Origin of the sequence: uncultured Granulicatella sp. (assembly GCF_963515615.1) — a bacterium.
In the GTDB taxonomy this organism is placed as follows: Bacteria; Bacillota; Bacilli; order Lactobacillales; family Aerococcaceae; genus Granulicatella.
In genome coordinates, this window is record NZ_CAUPZT010000005.1 from 41,581 (window position 1) to 59,386 (window position 17,806).

At 33.9% G+C, this 17,806-nt stretch carries 18 protein-coding genes; 17 read left to right on the forward strand and 1 reads right to left on the reverse strand.

The window, feature by feature from the left end:
• The first annotated feature begins 4 nt into the window (after window positions 1-4).
• The 15 genes from atpA to RYL55_RS02060 all read left to right on the forward strand — a co-directional run bounded on the left by atpA (window position 5) and on the right by RYL55_RS02060 (window position 15,036).
• Window positions 5-1,519: a F0F1 ATP synthase subunit alpha gene (atpA, locus tag RYL55_RS01990; RefSeq protein ID WP_314110560.1), complete on the forward strand. Its 1,515-nt coding sequence runs from the start codon at window positions 5-7 to the stop codon at window positions 1,517-1,519.
• 28 nt (window positions 1,520-1,547) lie between these two features.
• Window positions 1,548-2,480: a F0F1 ATP synthase subunit gamma gene (locus RYL55_RS01995; RefSeq protein ID WP_315006823.1), complete on the forward strand. Its 933-nt coding sequence runs from the start codon at window positions 1,548-1,550 to the stop codon at window positions 2,478-2,480.
• A 21-nt stretch (window positions 2,481-2,501) separates the two neighbouring features.
• Window positions 2,502-3,926: a F0F1 ATP synthase subunit beta gene (gene atpD, locus RYL55_RS02000; RefSeq protein WP_314110556.1), complete on the forward strand. Its 1,425-nt coding sequence runs from the start codon at window positions 2,502-2,504 to the stop codon at window positions 3,924-3,926.
• 2 nt (window positions 3,927-3,928) lie between these two features.
• A complete protein-coding gene (locus RYL55_RS02005) occupies window positions 3,929-4,363 on the forward strand; it encodes a F0F1 ATP synthase subunit epsilon (RefSeq protein ID WP_315006825.1) in 435 nt (144 codons plus the stop codon).
• A gap of 154 nt (window positions 4,364-4,517) precedes the next feature.
• The gene (gene rpsN / locus RYL55_RS02010) at window positions 4,518-4,787 is read left to right on the forward strand and encodes a 30S ribosomal protein S14 (protein ID WP_315006828.1); all 270 of its coding nucleotides are present in this window, start codon (window positions 4,518-4,520) and stop codon (window positions 4,785-4,787) included.
• Window positions 4,788-4,810: 23 nt separating this feature from the next.
• Complete coding sequence (locus RYL55_RS02015; RefSeq protein WP_227930882.1) at window positions 4,811-4,921, forward strand: putative metal homeostasis protein; 111 nt, start codon at window positions 4,811-4,813, stop codon at window positions 4,919-4,921.
• Window positions 4,922-4,931: 10 nt separating this feature from the next.
• Window positions 4,932-5,909 (forward strand): metal ABC transporter substrate-binding protein, encoded by a 978-nt coding sequence (locus tag RYL55_RS02020; protein WP_315006830.1) that lies wholly within the window; start codon window positions 4,932-4,934, stop codon window positions 5,907-5,909.
• Between the two features lie 216 nt (window positions 5,910-6,125).
• A complete protein-coding gene (gene nrdD / locus RYL55_RS02025; RefSeq protein WP_315006832.1) occupies window positions 6,126-8,294 on the forward strand; it encodes an anaerobic ribonucleoside-triphosphate reductase in 2,169 nt (722 codons plus the stop codon).
• An 11-nt stretch (window positions 8,295-8,305) separates the two neighbouring features.
• A complete protein-coding gene (gene nrdG, locus RYL55_RS02030) occupies window positions 8,306-8,866 on the forward strand; it encodes an anaerobic ribonucleoside-triphosphate reductase activating protein (protein ID WP_315006834.1) in 561 nt (186 codons plus the stop codon).
• 67 nt (window positions 8,867-8,933) lie between these two features.
• Entirely contained in the window at window positions 8,934-10,079 is a 1,146-nt protein-coding gene (locus RYL55_RS02035; RefSeq protein ID WP_315006835.1) for an MFS transporter, read from the forward strand.
• A gap of 204 nt (window positions 10,080-10,283) precedes the next feature.
• On the forward strand, window positions 10,284-11,174 hold the full coding sequence (gene rsgA, locus RYL55_RS02040; protein ID WP_315006837.1) for a ribosome small subunit-dependent GTPase A: 891 nt from the start codon (window positions 10,284-10,286) through the stop codon (window positions 11,172-11,174).
• A 22-nt stretch (window positions 11,175-11,196) separates the two neighbouring features.
• A complete protein-coding gene (gene rpe, locus RYL55_RS02045) occupies window positions 11,197-11,841 on the forward strand; it encodes a ribulose-phosphate 3-epimerase (protein ID WP_315006839.1) in 645 nt (214 codons plus the stop codon).
• Between the two features lie 13 nt (window positions 11,842-11,854).
• Window positions 11,855-12,529, forward strand: coding sequence for a thiamine diphosphokinase (locus RYL55_RS02050; protein WP_315006841.1), 675 nt, complete (start codon window positions 11,855-11,857; stop codon window positions 12,527-12,529).
• Between the two features lie 168 nt (window positions 12,530-12,697).
• A complete protein-coding gene (locus RYL55_RS02055; RefSeq protein ID WP_314110541.1) occupies window positions 12,698-12,979 on the forward strand; it encodes a DUF6110 family protein in 282 nt (93 codons plus the stop codon).
• Complete coding sequence (locus RYL55_RS02060; protein WP_315006844.1) at window positions 12,979-15,036, forward strand: heavy metal translocating P-type ATPase; 2,058 nt, start codon at window positions 12,979-12,981, stop codon at window positions 15,034-15,036. The genes RYL55_RS02055 and RYL55_RS02060 overlap by 1 nt, the downstream gene beginning before the upstream one ends.
• A 43-nt stretch (window positions 15,037-15,079) precedes the next feature.
• Here the strand turns inward: RYL55_RS02060 and rpmB are convergent, their stop codons facing one another.
• Window positions 15,080-15,268, reverse strand: a complete 189-nt coding sequence (rpmB, locus tag RYL55_RS02065) for a 50S ribosomal protein L28 (protein WP_006703478.1) — start codon at window positions 15,266-15,268, stop codon at window positions 15,080-15,082.
• Between the two features lie 263 nt (window positions 15,269-15,531).
• Between rpmB and RYL55_RS02070 the strand changes: the two genes are divergently transcribed.
• On the forward strand, window positions 15,532-15,894 hold the full coding sequence (locus tag RYL55_RS02070) for an Asp23/Gls24 family envelope stress response protein (protein ID WP_227930892.1): 363 nt from the start codon (window positions 15,532-15,534) through the stop codon (window positions 15,892-15,894).
• A 34-nt stretch (window positions 15,895-15,928) separates the two neighbouring features.
• The gene (locus RYL55_RS02075; protein ID WP_315006845.1) at window positions 15,929-17,608 is read left to right on the forward strand and encodes a DAK2 domain-containing protein; all 1,680 of its coding nucleotides are present in this window, start codon (window positions 15,929-15,931) and stop codon (window positions 17,606-17,608) included.
• The last annotated feature ends 198 nt before the right edge of the window (window positions 17,609-17,806 follow it).

Below are 17,806 nucleotides of genomic sequence, written 5' to 3' on the forward strand. Positions count from 1 at the left end.
GACAATGGATACGGAATTCGGTAATATTACAGCAGGAATCCGAAACCAAATTAATTCCTTTGAAGCGGAACAACATATTGAAGAGATTGGTGAAGTTTCATTTATTGGGGACGGAATTGCTCGTGTCATCGGTCTTACCAACGTGATGGCTGGTGAATTAGTAGAATTTTCAAATGGTACGTATGGTATGGCACAAAATCTAGAAAAGAATGATGTTGGTGTTATTATCTTTGGTACGTATGAAAATATCCATGAAGGAGAATCAGTGCGTCGTACAGGTCGTATTTTAGACGTTCCTGTAGGAGATGCTTTGATTGGTCGTGTTGTGGATGCTTTAGGTCGTCCAATTGATGGCTTAGGAGCACTTGAAACAACAAAACGTCGTCCAGTAGAAAATGAAGCACCTGGTGTAATGCAACGTAAAAGTGTGCACCAATCATTAGCAACTGGATTAAAAGTAATCGATGCATTAGTTCCGATTGGTAAAGGTCAACGGGAATTAATTATCGGAGACAGAAAAACAGGTAAAACAAGTATTGCTATTGATGCAATTTTAAACCAAAAAGGTAAAGATACTTTATGTATTTATGTCGCAATTGGGCAAAAAGAATCTACTGTAAAAGCTTTAGTAGAAACATTAAAACGTTATGGAGCAATGGATTATACGACAGTTGTATCTGCTAGTGCTTCACAACCAGCTCCAATGCTCTATATTGCTCCGTATGCAGGAACTGCAATGGGAGAAGAATTTATGTATAACGGAAAAGATGTTTTAATTGTTTATGATGATTTATCAAAACAAGCAGCAGCTTACCGTGAAATTTCATTATTACTTCGTCGTCCTCCAGGTCGTGAAGCGTATCCAGGGGATGTATTCTATTTACACTCTCGTTTATTAGAACGCTCAGCGAAGTTAAATGATGAACTAGGTGGCGGTTCTTTAACAGCCTTACCAATTATTGAAACTCAAGCGGGAGATATTTCTGCTTATATTCCTACTAACGTAATTTCTATTACAGATGGTCAAATCTTTTTAGAAAGTGATTTATTCTATTCAGGTGTTCGTCCAGGTTTATCTGCTGGATTATCTGTATCACGTGTAGGGGGATCAGCGCAAATTAAAGCGATGAAAAAGGTTTCAGGTACATTACGTATCGACTTAGCAAGTTACCGTGAATTAGAAGCCTTCACACAATTTGGCTCTGATTTAGATGCGGCAACTCAACAAAAATTAAATCGTGGTAAGAGAACCGTAGAAGTATTAAAACAAGATGTTCATAGACCATTACCAATTGAACATCAAGTATCAATTTTATTTGCATTAACAAAGGGAATTTTAGATTCAATTCCTATTGAAAGATTAAAAGATTTCGAAAAAGCATTGTATCAACATTTAGAAAATGAACATGCAGATATTTTAGCAAGTATTCGTGATGAAGAAAAAATTCCTGATGAAGAAGCTTTCTATCAAGTAATTGAGAAGTTTAAACAAATTCATCTATACGAACGCTCAAAATAATACGAACTAGAAAGAAGAGGTGAATTGTATGGCGTCTTCATTAAACGACTTGAAGAAGCGTATTATTTCAACGAAAAAAACAAGTCAAATTACAAGTGCTATGCAAATGGTTTCTGCTTCAAAACTAGCTAAGTCTGAACAAGCCGTTCGTCGATATCATGATTATGCTGAAAAAATCCGTGAAGTTGTCACTCACTTACTATATGCACAGCATGATCATAAAGATGAAGAATTAGAGGAAGAAGTTATTCATGATGAAGATGAATCATTTATTGATTATCATGATTTATTAATTGAGAGACCCGTTCGAAAAACAGGTTATCTTGTGATTTCATCTGACCAAGGATTAGCAGGAAGTTATAATTCTTCTATTTTCCAAGCAACACGTGAAATGTTACAAACGGATCATGATTCAAAAGATGAATTTGTAATTTTAACGATTGGTGGAGCTGCAAGTCGTTTCTTTAAAAAGATGGGGATTGATGTTCGTTTAGAAATTAATGAAGTCAGTGATATTCCATCATTTGAAGAAGTACGTAAAATTGTAAGTAGTGCTGTACAAATGTTTAGACAAGGTGAATTTGATGAATTTTATGTTTGTTATAATCACCATGTGAATGCATTATTATCAAATTATCGTGTTGAAAAAATGTTACCGATTATTGACTTAGATGAAGATGAAGCGAAAGAATATGAGTTAGATTATATTTTTGAGCCAAATAAAGAAATTATTATGGAAACATTATTGCCTCAATATGCTGAATCTCTAATTTATGGGGCAATTATCGATGCAAAAGCTGCTGAACATGCTTCACGTATGACAGCCATGAGAAGTGCAACGGATAATGCGAGAGATTTAATTAGTGATTTGACACAAGATTTAAACCAACGTCGTCAAGCACAAATAACACAAGAAATAACTGAAATCGTTGGCGGAGCAGCAGCTCTAGAAGAACAGTAAGAGTGAAAGGAGGAAATTTTTTTGAGAACTGGAGAAATTTTGCAAGTAGTTGGACCAGTTGTGGACGTTGTATTTCCTTTAGAAGCAGGCGTGCCTGATATTCACAATGCCCTACATGTTATTAAAGAAGATCAAGAAGGGCATAAAAAAACAATTACGCTTGAAACAGCTGTTGAATTAGGGGATGGTGCTGTACGTACAATTGCCATGGAATCAACTGATGGTCTTCAACGAGGCATGAAAGTTATTGATTTAGGACGTACGATTAGTGTTCCAGTTGGAACAGAAACTTTAGGTCGAGTATTTAATGTATTAGGAGATACAATTGATTTAGGAGAGGAATTTCCTGAAGATTTTAGACGTGATGAAATTCATAAACCAGCTCCTAAATTTGAACAATTAAGTAGTCAATATGAAATTCTACAAACAGGAATTAAAGTCATTGACTTATTAGCTCCTTATCTAAAAGGAGGAAAGATTGGATTATTCGGAGGTGCCGGAGTAGGTAAAACTGTATTAATTCAAGAATTGATTCATAATATTGCTGAAGAATTAGGGGGTATTTCTGTATTTACGGGTGTAGGAGAACGTACTCGTGAGGGGAATGACCTTTATCATGAAATGCAAGATTCAGGGGTATCCGCTAAAACAGCCATGGTATTTGGACAAATGAATGAACCCCCAGGAGCACGTATGCGTGTTGCATTAACAGGATTAACGATTGCTGAACACTTCCGTGATGAGCAAAAACAAGATGTATTATTATTCATTGATAATATTTATCGTTTTACTCAAGCTGGTTCAGAAGTATCAGCCCTTTTAGGTCGTATGCCTTCAGCTGTAGGATACCAACCAACATTAGCAACTGAAATGGGACAATTACAAGAACGTATTAGTTCAACAAAAGATGGATCTATTACATCCATTCAAGCTATTTACGTTCCTGCCGATGACTATACTGACCCAGCGCCAGCTACAACATTTGCCCATTTAGATGCAACAACAAACTTAGAGCGTCGTTTAACGGAGCAAGGGATTTACCCAGCGGTGGATCCATTAGCTTCAACTTCAAGTGCATTAACTCCAGAAATTGTTGGAGAAGAACACTATGAAGTAGCTATGAAAGTTCAACAAATGTTACAACGTTATCGTGAATTACAAGATATTATCGCTATTTTAGGGATTGATGAATTATCTGATAGTGAAAAAATTATTGTAAACCGTGCAAGAAGAATTCAATTCTTCTTATCTCAAAACTTCCACGTTGCAGAAGCATTTACAGGTCAACCTGGATCATATGTGCCTATTAAAGATACAGTACGTGGCTTTAAAGGAATTATTGATGGAGAATATGATGATATTCCTGAGGACTTATTCCGTAATGTTGGACCGATTGAAGATGTTCTTAAAAAAGCACAAGCGGCAGGTTACCGAGGAGGTAATTAATCATGCTTGAAAATCGAGAACTTTTAGTCGTCGTAACGACACCAGAAGGGAAAGTTTATAATCACCGTTCTTATTCGGTTAGTGCAGAAGCCATTGATGGAGGGATTACAATTCTTCCAAACCATGCACCAATCATGTTGCCGTTAAAAATTGGTGAATTACGGGTAAAACGTTTCTTAGAAGATTCACCTACCGATTATATTGCGATTGGTGGAGGAATTATGGAAGTACGTGATAATGTCGTAACGGTTATTGCGAACGTTGCAGAACGTGCACGTGATATTGACGTGGGTCGTGCAGAACAAGCACGTGATAAAGCAGAAGCAATTATTCAAAATAAAAATTGCTCTAAGAGTGAAGTAGAACGTGCGAAAATTGCACTAAACAAAGCGATTAACCGTATTGGTGTTTCTAAACACCGTCGATTAAAACAATAATAAAATGAAAACTGTTGGTTTAATACCAGCAGTTTTTTCATTTTCTTTGAAAAAAACAGTAAAAACCTATTGCAAAACAAAAAAAGAACTGCTATAATCATAAAACGTAAATGTTACGATTTAAGAAAAAGTAAAAATGAAAAGAGGAGAACAAATGGCTAAGAAATCAAAAATTGCAAAACATAAAAAACAATTAGCATTAGTTGAAAAATATGCTCAAATTAGATATGAATTAAAACAAGCAGGGGATTATGAAGCTCTTCGTAAATTACCCATTAATTCAAATCCAAATCGTGTGAAAAATAGAGATATGGTGGATGGTCGACCAAGAGCCTATATGAGAAAATTTGGAATCTCAAGAATTAAATTCCGTGATTTAGCTCATAAAGGATTAATTCCAGGTGTTGTCAAAGCAAGCTGGTAATTCATAGTAATGGAGGGAAAGAAATGAAACAAGATCTAGCAACAGCATATAGACAAATGAAAAGTCCAAATATTAAAACTCGTAAACGTGCGTTGAAATTGATTCATGAAGCGAAACGTGGAAAGAAAAAATAAGAGGAGTACAATGATGAAAGTAAGTAAAAAAATTATAGCAGTGTTAGGAGCAGCGTTTTTATTAGGTGCTTGTTCTCAACCAACTACTTCTACAAAACCTCAAAAAGAATCTAAATTAAATATTATGACAACATTTTTCCCAATGTATGACTTTACTAGAAATATCGTTGGAGAAGAAGGGAATGTTACATTATTAATTAGTGCCGGAACTGAACCTCATGAATATGATCCAACGGCGAAAGATATTGCAAAAATCTCACAATCAGATGCTTTAGTTTATGATAACGAAAATATGGAAACTTGGGTTCCAACTGTGATGAAAAGTTTAACAGATTCAAAAGTAAAAGAAATTAAAGCAACAAAAGATATGGAATTATTGCCAATTGAAGATGAACATGATCACGAAGGTGAAGAACATCATGATGAACATGATCATGAGTTTGATCCACATGTATGGTTATCTCCTAAAAAAGCAAAATTATTAGTTGAAAAAATTACAGCTCAATTAAGCGAAGCATTTCCTGAAAAAGCATCTGCATTTAAAACAAATGCACAAGCATATTTAGAAAAATTATCGCAGTTAGATAATGAGTACACAGCAGCTTTAAAAGATGCGAAGCAAAAGAATTTTGTGACACAACATACAGCGTTTAGATATTTAGCAACAGATTATGGTTTAAATCAAGTAGGGATTGCAGGGATTTCTCCAGAAGCAGAACCTTCACCAGCTCGTCTAGCTGAATTAACGAAGTATATTAAAGAAAATGAAATTCGTTATATTTATTTTGAAGAAAATGCATCAGAAAAAATTGCGAAGACTCTAGCAACAGAAACGGGAGTTGTGTTAGAGGTGTTAAATCCATTAGAATCTTTAACAAAAGAAGAAATGGATAAGGGTGATGATTATATTTCAGTAATGAAAGAAAATCTTCAGGCTTTATTGAAAACAACTACCGTAGCAGGTAAAGAAATTAAGGCAGAGCATTAAAATTTTCTAAGTTAACATGAAGAAATTCATAGGGAGTATGATTATAGTGAGTTTTCTTCATTAGTCTAGAGAGTTTAAGATTAAACTTCTATAGAGACGAGAGTTTCTATAGAAGTTTTTTTGTACAAATAAACACTATATATAGTTTTAAAAATAGTTGAAAAACACAATATATAGGTGTATGATGGTGTGGGTTACAAAAAGTGTAAAGGAGGAATGAGTGTGAGAGAATTATTTGTAACAAAAAAAGATAGTAGAATACAAGTTTTTAATCATCAAAAAATCTTTTATGGCTTAGAAAAAGCAGAGAAAAGTTTATATGGAGAACTTTCAAAAAAACGTAAAGAAGTACTAGCAGAACTTACGAGAAAGATTTTATCAGAAATAGAAAGGTTACAACTAGCAGAAATCAAATCAGAAGAAATTGAACATATAGTTATTCAATTTTTAGAAAAAGAAGGAGAGACGGTATTAGCGAATCAATTTCTTGCGACTCGAATTCAGTGGGATAAAAAACGACAAAAAGAAATGGATGTTACCCAGAGATTAACGAAATTAAGTCAAAGAGATGCAAGTATTATTCATGAAAATGCAAATAAAGATAGTGAAGTCTTTAATACGCAACGTGATTTGATGGCAGGAACAGTTGGGAAAGCTTTCGGATTAAAGATGCTTCCACCACATGTTGCAAATGCGCATTTAAAAGGCGATATTCACTATCATGATTTAGATTATCATCCATATTTGCCAATGACGAATTGTAGTTTAATTGATTTTAAGGAAATGTTTGAACACGGATTTAAAATTGGAAATGCGGATGTTGAAAGTCCAAAATCAATCCAAACAGCTACTGCTCAAATGGCACAAATTATTGCGAACGTTGCTTCAAGCCAATATGGAGGATGCTCTGCGAATCGTATTGATGAAGTATTAGCACCCTATGCTAAGTTGAATTATGAAAAACATTTGCATGATGCTAAAAAATGGGTGGATGGTGAAAATAAACAAGAAGCGTATGCATTAGAAAAAACGAAAAAAGATATTTATGATGCTATGCAATCCTTAGAGTATGAAATTAATACACTCTATACTTCTCAAGGGCAAACGCCATTTACAACACTAGGATTTGGATTAGGGATGTCATTATTTGAACGAGAAATTCAAAAAGCGATTTTAAAAGTTAGAATCAAAGGAATTGGAAAAGAACAAAGAACGGCTATTTTCCCTAAATTAATTTTTACGTTAAAACGTGGTGTGAATTTAGAAAATATGGATCCAAATTATGATATCAAAACATTAGCCTTAGAATGTTCAACGAAAAGAATGTATCCAGATATTTTAAATTATGAACAAATTGTTAGAATTACGGGTAGCTTTAAAGTGCCGATGGGTTGCCGTTCATTTTTGCAAGGTTGGAAAAATGAAAAAGGCGAAGATGTTTCGGACGGAAGAATGAATTTAGGAGTCGTGACATTAAATATTCCAAGAATTGCGTTAGAATCAGATGATGATAAAGAGCAATTTTGGAGTATTTTAGAAGAAAAATTACAAATTTGTAAAGATGCATTAGTGTATCGGGTAGAACGCTGTAAAGAGGCAAAATCAGCGAATGCGCCTATTTTATATCGCTATGGTTCGTTTGGTAAACGATTGATGAATGATGAAGCGGTAGATGAAGTATTTAAACATCGTCGTGCAACAGTATCTCTTGGATATATTGGCTTATATGAAACGGCTACTGTCTTTTTTGGAAATTGTTGGGAAACAAATCCAGAAGCAAAAGAATTTACCTTAAATATTTTGAAACGATTGAGCGAAAAAACAAAGAAATGGTCGGATGAATATGACTATCATTTTAGTGTTTATGCAACTCCAAGTGAAAGTTTAACAGATCGTTTTTGTCGATTAGATCAAGAAAAATTTGGGAATGTAGCCGATATTACAGATAAAGAATATTATACAAATAGCTTCCACTATGATGTGAGAAAATCACCAACTCCATTTGAAAAAATTGAGTTTGAAAAAGATTATCCTGATTATTCTTCAGGAGGATTTATTCATTATTGCGAATATCCCGTTATGAAACAAAATCCAAAAGCGCTTGAAGCAGTTTGGGATTATGCATATGAAAGAGTGGGGTATCTTGGAACAAATACACCGATTGATCGTTGCTATGAATGTGGTTATGAAGGGGAGTTTGAACCAACTGCAAAAGGATTTGAATGTCCAATATGTAAAAATAGAAATCCGAAAACTTGTGATGTCGTTAAACGAACTTGTGGTTACTTAGGAAATCCTCAAGCTCGTCCAATGGTTCACGGAAGACACCAAGAAATTAAATCACGGGTTAAACATCTCTCTAATGAACGAAATATAAGAAATTAGGAGGATTGGGTATGAAGTTTCCAAAACCGGGGGAATGGACAAGTGAGCAATATTCTAAAGGGAAAATTGCTAGTTATAAGCCTTATAATTTTGTAGATGGGGAAGGCGTGCGTTGTTCCTTATATGTGAGTGGTTGTTTATTTGCTTGCGAAGGTTGCTATAATGTCAAAGCACAAAATTTTAATACGGGAATTCTTTATACAGAAGAATTAGAAGAACAAATTATACAAGATATAGGAGCTAGTTATTGCCAGGGATTGACGCTGTTAGGGGGAGAACCTTTTTTGAATACGCAAGTATGTTTATCTCTTGTTCGTAAATTACGAAGTGTTTATGGACAGTCTAAAGATATTTGGTCATGGACAGGCTATACTTGGGAAGAGTTACAGTTAGAAACACCCGATAAAAAAGCATTGCTACAGGAACTTGATATTTTAGTAGATGGACGATTTGATATTAAAAAAAGAGATTTAACATTGCAATTTAGAGGAAGTTCGAATCAAAGAATCATTGATGTGCAAAAGTCTTTACAAAATGAGCGAGTAGTTTTATGGGATGGATTAAGAAAATAAGAGAATTTTACTAGCACTTGACGATTCTTAGTATCATTCAGTTAATGTTTTTTAAGGAGTTAGGTATATGAAGGTATCAACTATTTCAAAATTTTCATTAGTGAGTATTTCGACATTATTAATGTCTCATTTAGCCATTTCCCCAGTACTACCTAAATTATACGAGTATTACCATGGGATGAATCCAGAACTAGGTTTAGCTTCTGTGGAGAGTTTAGCAACCATTCCTGCAATGATGATTACGATTTTTGTGTTACTTAGTAATCTTGTTATGAATAAAATTGGGAAAAAGAATACGGTATTATTAGGAATTGGTTTAATCATTATTTTTGGACCACTTCCAGCGTTTATAACGAATTTTAAATTCGTAATGACAAGTCGAATGTTATTAGGAGCAGGAATTGGATTGTTTAATTCTTTATCCATTAGTTTAATGAGTGACTTTTTTGAATCAGATGAAAAAGCAACTATGATTGGGATGAGAACAGCTTTCTTAAATATTGGAAAAGCATTGATGACATTTTTATCAGGTTATTTATTACTATTTGGTGAACGAGCGGTATTTTTAACCTATTTAATTGCGATTCCGATTTTCCTATTATTTTATCGATATGTTCCAAACACTTCAGTTGAACAACGTGCTAAGAAAAAAGGTAACATTCGTTTAGCGACCGTTGTGTTAACACTGCTTACTTTTTTAGTAGGGGTGAGTTATATGGGATTAACTATAAAGATTCCATCACTTATTTTAACGCACTATCAATTAGAGGTTGATCTGTCTCGTAATTTATTAACGATTTTAGCACTCAGTGGTACGATTGCTGGTTTTATTTTTGGAATGTTATTGAAGAAAATTGAAGATTTAACTTTACCTATGATGCTACTTAGTATGGCAATGGGTAGTTTGATTTTTATTTTCTTTAAACATATCGCTCTATATTATGTAGCGAGTGTTTTAATAGGGGTAAGTTTTGTAGGTACGATGTCTTATATTTTCTATTTTATTTCGAGAATTTTTGAAAAAGAGGAGATTCATTTAACGACGAGTATTGTGTTAGTTGGTGGAAATGTTGGGGTGATTTTGACACCTGTTATTATGACAAAATTCCCTGAATGGATGAATTGGAATCCGTTTATTGCGCCATTTTATATGGCAAGTGCCTTTATGGGCATTGTTGCAATTATTAGTGGATGGTATTTATTAAAAAAATAATTTTTAGAAAAAGAGTTTTTTGATAGTAGTATTAGGAAGGCAGCAGCCTTGCTGTGCAAGTTTCATACTACTATGGAAACTCTTTTTCTTTAGCACCCAGAATGAGACATTCTGGATATTTCAAAAGGAAATCGAGTAGAAAGCATAGCAATTTCTATTGAAACTCTTTATAATGTAACTGATAACAAAAATAAAGGAGCTATTATGCCTCAAGGAAAAATTATTCGAGCCCTAAGTGGCTTTTATTATATCGAGTCAGATCATCAAGTGTACCAAACTCGAGCACGTGGAGTTTTTAGAAAAAGAGGACAGTCTCCATTGGTGGGAGATATTGTGGATTTTACAAGTGATACTCTGGAAGAAGGAGTACTAGAAAAAATTCATCCTAGGAAAAATGCTTTGATTCGTCCACCTGTATCCAATGTAGATATTGGTATCGTTGTGATGTCTGCTGTGGAACCAGATTTTTCAACACATTTAGTGGATCGATTTTTAGTGTACTTAGAAGGAATGGAAATTCAACCTGTTTTATTAATTACGAAGGTAGATTTATTAACTGAAGAACAATTACAACGCTTTGAAGCAGTGAAGAAGAAATACCAAGAAGTAGGATATGAAGTATGGTATTCTTCAGAAGTAAAAGATCACCAAAGTGAATTTCTAGCTTCCTATAAAGGGAAACTAGTTGTCTTTTTAGGGCAATCTGGGGTTGGGAAATCAACGATGTTGAATCAATTAATTCCAGAGTTAAATCAAGAAACTGGAGAAATTTCTAGCGCACTAGGTCGGGGGAAACATACGACTAGACAAGTTTCTTTACATGAAGTAGAAGAAGTTTGGATAGCAGATACTCCTGGTTTTAGTACGGTAGACTTTATTGGTGTGGAAAAAGAAGATTTACCTTATTTATTCCCAGAATTTGAAGAATACTCTACTCACTGTAAATTTAGAGAATGTTCTCATCAACATGAACCTCAATGCGCTGTGATAGAAGCCGTTCAAGAGGGGAAAATTTGGCAAGAAAGATATGACCATTATCAAGATTTCTATGAAGAAATTAGCCAAAGAAAACCAATGTATCAAAGAAAAAAATAATCGTTATAAAGGAGTCAAAAACATGAAAGTAGCACCTTCAATTTTAAGTGCAAATTTTGCAACATTAGGAGAAGACGTTAAGAAAGTAGAACAATTAGGGGCAGACTGGATTCATATCGATGCAATGGACGGTCAATTCGTTCCTAACTTAACACTTGGACCAAATATTGTAGAAGGGCTTCGTCCCATTACAACATTAACATTAGATTGTCATTTAATGGTTCAAGAACCTGAACGTTTTGTAAAGGAATTTGCAAAAGCGGGGGCGGACTATATTTCTGTTCATATTGAATCAACCAATCATATTCATCGTACATTGCAACTGATTAAATCTGAAGGAGTAAAAGCAGGAATTGTGATTAATCCAGGTACTCCAGTTAGTGCGATTAGTGCTATATTGGGAATGGTAGACTTAGTATTAGTGATGACTGTTAACCCAGGATTTGGGGGACAAGCATTTATTCCTGAAACATTAGATAAAGTAAGAGAATTAGTTGAATTACGTCATGAACAAGGATACCATTATTTAATTGAAGTAGATGGTGGTGTAAATGGAAAAACTGCTAAATTATGTCGTGAAGCAGGGGTAGATGTTGCTGTAGCTGGATCTTATGTTTACTATGCAGATGATATAAAAAAAGCGATTGATTCTATAAAAGAAGCTTAAAGAGGATTTGAGTATGGAGATAATTGTAGTAATTGGGGGACCTTTGGAAGAGGGTGCTATACGCAGATGGCTTCATCAGCAACTCCAACAAAAAGATAACCAAAAATTTCACTTTATTGGAGTAGATGGGGGATGTTTGAAGTTAATGGAGGAAGAGTTGACGATTGATTTGGCAATTGGTGACTTCGATTCTATTTCAGTTGAAGATAAAGAAATATTAAAAAATTATGCTTCTAACATGATTGAATTCCCTTCTGAAAAAGATTTTACAGACTTTGAAGAAGCGTTGATGTGGGTTGCTAAGGTATATCCTCAGCAAAAGATTCATGTATTAGGTGCTTTTGGGGGGAGAGTGGACCATGCGATTAGTTGTTTGTGGACCATGTTTCGCCCAGAATTACAAGTATTAATTCCTTATCTTTCGTTAGAAGATGAATGGAATCATATTTCTTTCTTAATTCCAGGAGATTATGTCATTGAAAAATTAGACTATACGAAGTATTTATCTTTTATTACAACCGGGCCTATAGAGCAATTGACTTTAAAAAATGTGAAATATACATTGAGCAACCAAGATTATGATTTTCCAATCGCATTGATTAGTAATGAGTTTATCGAAGATAAAATGAAAATCTCATTTAAGTCTGGTGGAATTATTGTAGGGCAAACAAGAGATTCTTGGAGATGAAACGATTATATAATTATATTTTTAGGATTAATTCAGGTATCACTCTATTATTTTCTTTAAGAAATAGGGAGTGATTCTTTGTTTATGATTGAATTTTTTATAAAAAACTGTATACTATATATGAGTCTATATATAGACTTAAAAAATAGTATAAAATGGAGGACTTTTATGTTAAGAGAAGTATTTGAATTAGGAAAAATCGTTAAAAAAACGAGCGTTTTTGTTAGTGGAGTTGTAGTAGGTTCATTAGGACTTAAAGTTTTAGCAAACAAAGACACAAAACATATTGCTGCAAAAGCTGTAGCAGTATCTTACAAATTAAAAGATGGATTAGATGCAACAGTTTCTCAATTGAAACAACATGCAGATGATGTATTAGCTGAAGCAAATGACTTATATGCTGAAGAAAAAGCAGCTAACTTAGCAACAGTAGAAACAAGTGAACAATAATGAAAGTACTAAATAAGGCTCAATCAAAAAATAGAATGCGTTTGGAAGTGCCTTTTAGATGTACAGCTGCTGTTCAGTTGTATTTGGAAGAGGAAAAGAGATCATTTCCAGAAATTACGCAAATTATTTGTTATAAAGATGAAAAGCATATTGCATTTACTTTTGAAACAGGACATGAATCAAGTGTTTATCGTTTCCTAGACCATTTAGATGTAGCTGCTTTAAATGAAAAACAAAGAGAGTTTACAGTAGAGAAAAATGTTACGCCATTTGATATTGTAGCTTCTCATGTTTATCGTAAAATAATGGCAAAAGTGCTTATTCCGCAACCATTAAAAATTTTCTGGTTATTATGGAAAATGAAGAAATTCGGAAAAGCTGCATTTGAATCTGTTTTAGAAAAGAAATTATCTATGAGCATTTTGGACTTTGTTGCAATTGTAACATCTATGGCAATGGGAGATCATAAAACCGCTGATACGATTATGTTCTTATTAAATCTTGGAGATGATTTAGATGAATGGTCTCAAAAGAAATCCGTTGAAGATTTAGAGAAAAATCTAAAAAATAATATTTATGAATTATGGATTGAAAAAGACGGAGAACGATTCAAAAAGTTAAGTCATCAAGTAGAAGTGGGCGATGTATTCGTTGCTACTGAAGGACAAGAAATTTATTTTGATGGAACAGTTGTATCTGGTCGTGGATTTTTAAATGAAAGTTCATTAACTGGAGAAGCTTTCCCTGTGTCTAAAAAAATTGGAGATACTGTTTTTGCCAATACGGTTGTAGAACAAGGTGAATTATTAGTAAAAGTTACAAATGCTGAACAAAATTCACGTTTACAACAAATTGTTCAATTAATGAAAACAAGTGAATTACATCAGTCGAAACAACAAAAACAATTATTAGAAAAAGCAGATGGCTTGGTGAAATATAATTTCATAGGAATGGCACTGACATATTTATTAACAAGATCCGTGCAAAAAGCATTAACGTTCTTACTAGTAGATTATTCATGTGCCTTAAAATTATCTTCCCCTGTGACTTACCTAACAGCTATTAAAGCAGCTTCTACAAGAGGAATTGTTGTAAAAGGTTCAAGTTCACTAGATGAATATCCAATGATTGACACCTATGTGTTTGATAAGACTGGAACTTTAACAACAGGGGTTCCAAAAATTCAAAAGATTTTACCTTATCGTGGCTATTCAGAGGAAGAAGTATTACGAATTGCGGCGTGTTTAGAAGAGCATATTTATCATCCAATTGCAAGTGCAGTGGTGCAAAAGGCGGAAGATGATGGAGTTGAACATGAAGAAATGCATGGTAAATTAACGCATGTTGCTTCTAAAGGAATTTTATCTTCGATTGATGGTGAAAAAGTTGTTATCGGAAGTTTAGAATTGTTGAATGAACATCACGTGGAAATTTCTGAAGAACAAGCTAGAATTATTGAAGAGTATACTCAATGGTATCACCTATTGTATTTAGGCTATAAAGGAAAACTAATTGCTATTTTCTTAATTGATACACCATTGCGTCCAGAAACGATTGAAGTTTTACAATCGTTAAAAGAACGTGGAAAGAGTATTATTCTATTAACTGGAGATACGAAGAAACGAACAGAATCCATTTGTTCGCTGATTCAATTTGACGAAGTGTATACAGAAGTGAAACCAGAACAGAAGCACCAAGTGATTCAAGATTTACAAGCTAAAGGGCATCGTGTCTTTATGATTGGTGACGGTCTAAACGATTCAGCTGCTTTATCTAAAGCAAATGTTGGGGTAGTAATGGCAAGTTCATCAGATATTGCAAGACAAGCTAGTGATATTGTATTTTTAGAAGAAACTTTATCTGGAATTCTTGTTTTAGATGATATTTCTGCAAAATTACAAAAACAATTAGGAAGAAACTTGAATACAACTGTATGGGTAAATACTTCGTTAATGGGATTAGGATTGTTTAATCTTTTATCGCCAAGTACATTAGCAGTTTTCCATAATTTGACAACAACCGTCATTATTGGAAAGAGTTTTACTTATATTAAATAAAGAAAAAAGACTGGACATTGTCCAGTCTTTTTATTTGTGTAAATTAAACGCGTTCTACTTTACCTGATTTTAATGCACGAGTTGAAACCCATACTTTTTTAGGCTTTCCATCGATTAAAACGCGAACTTTTTGTAAGTTTGGTTTCCAAGTACGACGGTTAGCGTTCATAGCGTGAGAACGAGTGTTACCTGTTTCAGAACGACGTCCAGTGAAATAACATACTTTAGCCATGGTCATTCTCCTCCTTTAATTTAAATCATTGATCAGCTGATATAATTTTTAAACTAAATCATATACTTAAATAATTTATCACAGTTGACGATAGAATGCAAGCTAGACTCTAACATAAAGTATAATATTTTGTTAAATCCATTCTGGTAGCGCATTTTAATGCATAAAAAGTTAGGTAAAATGAATCATTTATGATAAAATGATAGAGAATCATCGAACAGTCTGTAAAAATAGATTGTACGAATTTTAAGGAGGTTACTAAAATGACAGTCAAAATTCAAACAGAACAAGGGTTAATTGAATTAAGCAATGAAGTAATTGCAACTGTAGTTGGTGGTGCAGCAACAGATAACTATGGAGTTGTTGGAATGGCCAGCCGTAATCATATTCGTGATAATTTAAATGAAATTTTGAAAAAAGAAAATTATTCTCGTGGCGTTGTGATTCGTCAAGAGGAAGAAGGCGTAGCTGTTGATGTATATATTATCGTAGGTTACGGTACTAAAATTTCTGCAATTTGTCGCAATGTTCAAGAACAAGTAAAATATAATTTAGAAACGATGTTAGGATTTTCCGCGAACACTGTTAATGTTTATGTTCAAGGAGTAAAAATCATTGAAGCGTAAGCTTTGATGGTGTGTCAGGAGGATATAAGAATCAATGGTAACAAAAAATATTATTACGGCTCAAGATTTTCGAGCAATGGTAGAAATTGGTGAAGCACGTTTAAGTGAAAATGCTGAATTTGTCAATTCATTGAATGTATTTCCGGTTCCAGATGGGGATACAGGTACAAATATGAGCCTTTCATTTAAATCAGGTGCAGAGCGTGTGGCAAATTCTTCTGCTCAAACTGTAGGGGAGTTAGCACAAGACTTAGCAAAAGGGTTATTAATGGGTGCTCGTGGAAATTCAGGAGTTATTTTATCGCAATTATTCCGTGGTTTTTCAAAAGCAGTTGAAGGAAAAGATGAATTAACAGGTGAAGATTTAGCAGAAGCATTTACAAAAGGGGTTGAAACAGCTTATAAAGCAGTAATGAAACCTGTAGAAGGGACTATTTTAACAGTTGCCCGTGAATCTGCTAAAAGAGGTGTTCGTAAATTAGAACGTTCGAATGATATTATTGAAGTGATGGGTTCTGTATTACGTGGTGCTCAAAAATCATTAGATAAAACTCCAGATTTATTACCTGTATTAAAAGAAGTTGGTGTAGTTGACTCAGGTGGTCAAGGTTTAGTATTTATTTATAATGGATTTTACGAAGCTTTAACAGGTGAAGCTACTCCAGTTCAAGCATTGTCAGCAAATAAAATTGATTTAAGTTCAGTAGCTCATCATGAAAGTGGTATTGACTATGAACATGCTTCTACAGCTGATATTCAATTTGGTTATTGTACAGAAATTATGGTACGTATTGGTGAAGGAGAAACAGTAGTAGATACTTTTGATTACGATACATTCCGTAATTATTTAAACGAATTAGGAGATTCGTTATTAGTTGTAGCCGATGATGAAATTATTAAAGTTCACGTTCATACAGAGCATCCTGGTGAAGTGATGAATTATGGTCAACGTTTTGGTTCATTAATGAAAGTGAAAGTTGATAATATGCGCTTGCAACATGAGGAAGTTTTAAAAACTGACTATACTGAAAAAGTAAAAGCAGTTGCTCCAAAAGCTGAGTATGGAATTGTTGCTGTAGCTGCGGGTGAAGGAATTCATGAATTATTCAAGAGCATGGGTGTAACTACTATTATTAATGGTGGTCAAACAATGAACCCAAGTACAGAAGATATTTTAGCAGCAATAAAAGAAGCTCATGCTGAAAAAGTGATTGTTTTACCAAATAATAAAAATATTTTAATGGCTGCAAACCAAGCTGCTGAAGTAAGTGAAGATGCAGAAGTAGCAGTTGTAGCAAGTAGAACAATTTCTGAAGGATTGTCTTCATTATTAGCGTTTAATCCACAAGCTAGCCTTGAAGAAAATCAAGAAGCGATGACAGAACAATTGTCATTAGTGACAAGCGGTCAAATTACAAATGCCGTTCGTGATACTTCAATCGATGGAGTTGATATTAAAGAACAGGACTTCATGGGTATTGTAAATGGTAAAATTTTAATTAGTGTACCAGATCGTAAACAAGCAACAATTGATACAATTGCGAAAATGGTAAATGATGAATCTGAAATTTTAACAATTTTAGTTGGGGAAGATGTAGCAATAGAAGAAGCAGAAGAAATTGTTTCTTATGTTGAAGAACATTTCCCAGATATTGAAGTTGAATTACACGAAGGTTTACAACCTGTATACGCATATTTATTAGCAGTAGAATAGAATGTTAGAAATACTGGATGGGGAACCCATCCAGTATTTTTTTGTCGATAGGAATGAAATTAATGAAGTAGCAATAGGCATGAAACCGTGGGTTTGCTGCCGTCCTTTTGCAACTATTAAAATTTCTTGTCTATTTTCCAATTAAACAACAGTTGACAGTATGTCTTTTCCTCTCTAAACTATAAAAGAGTAGAATGT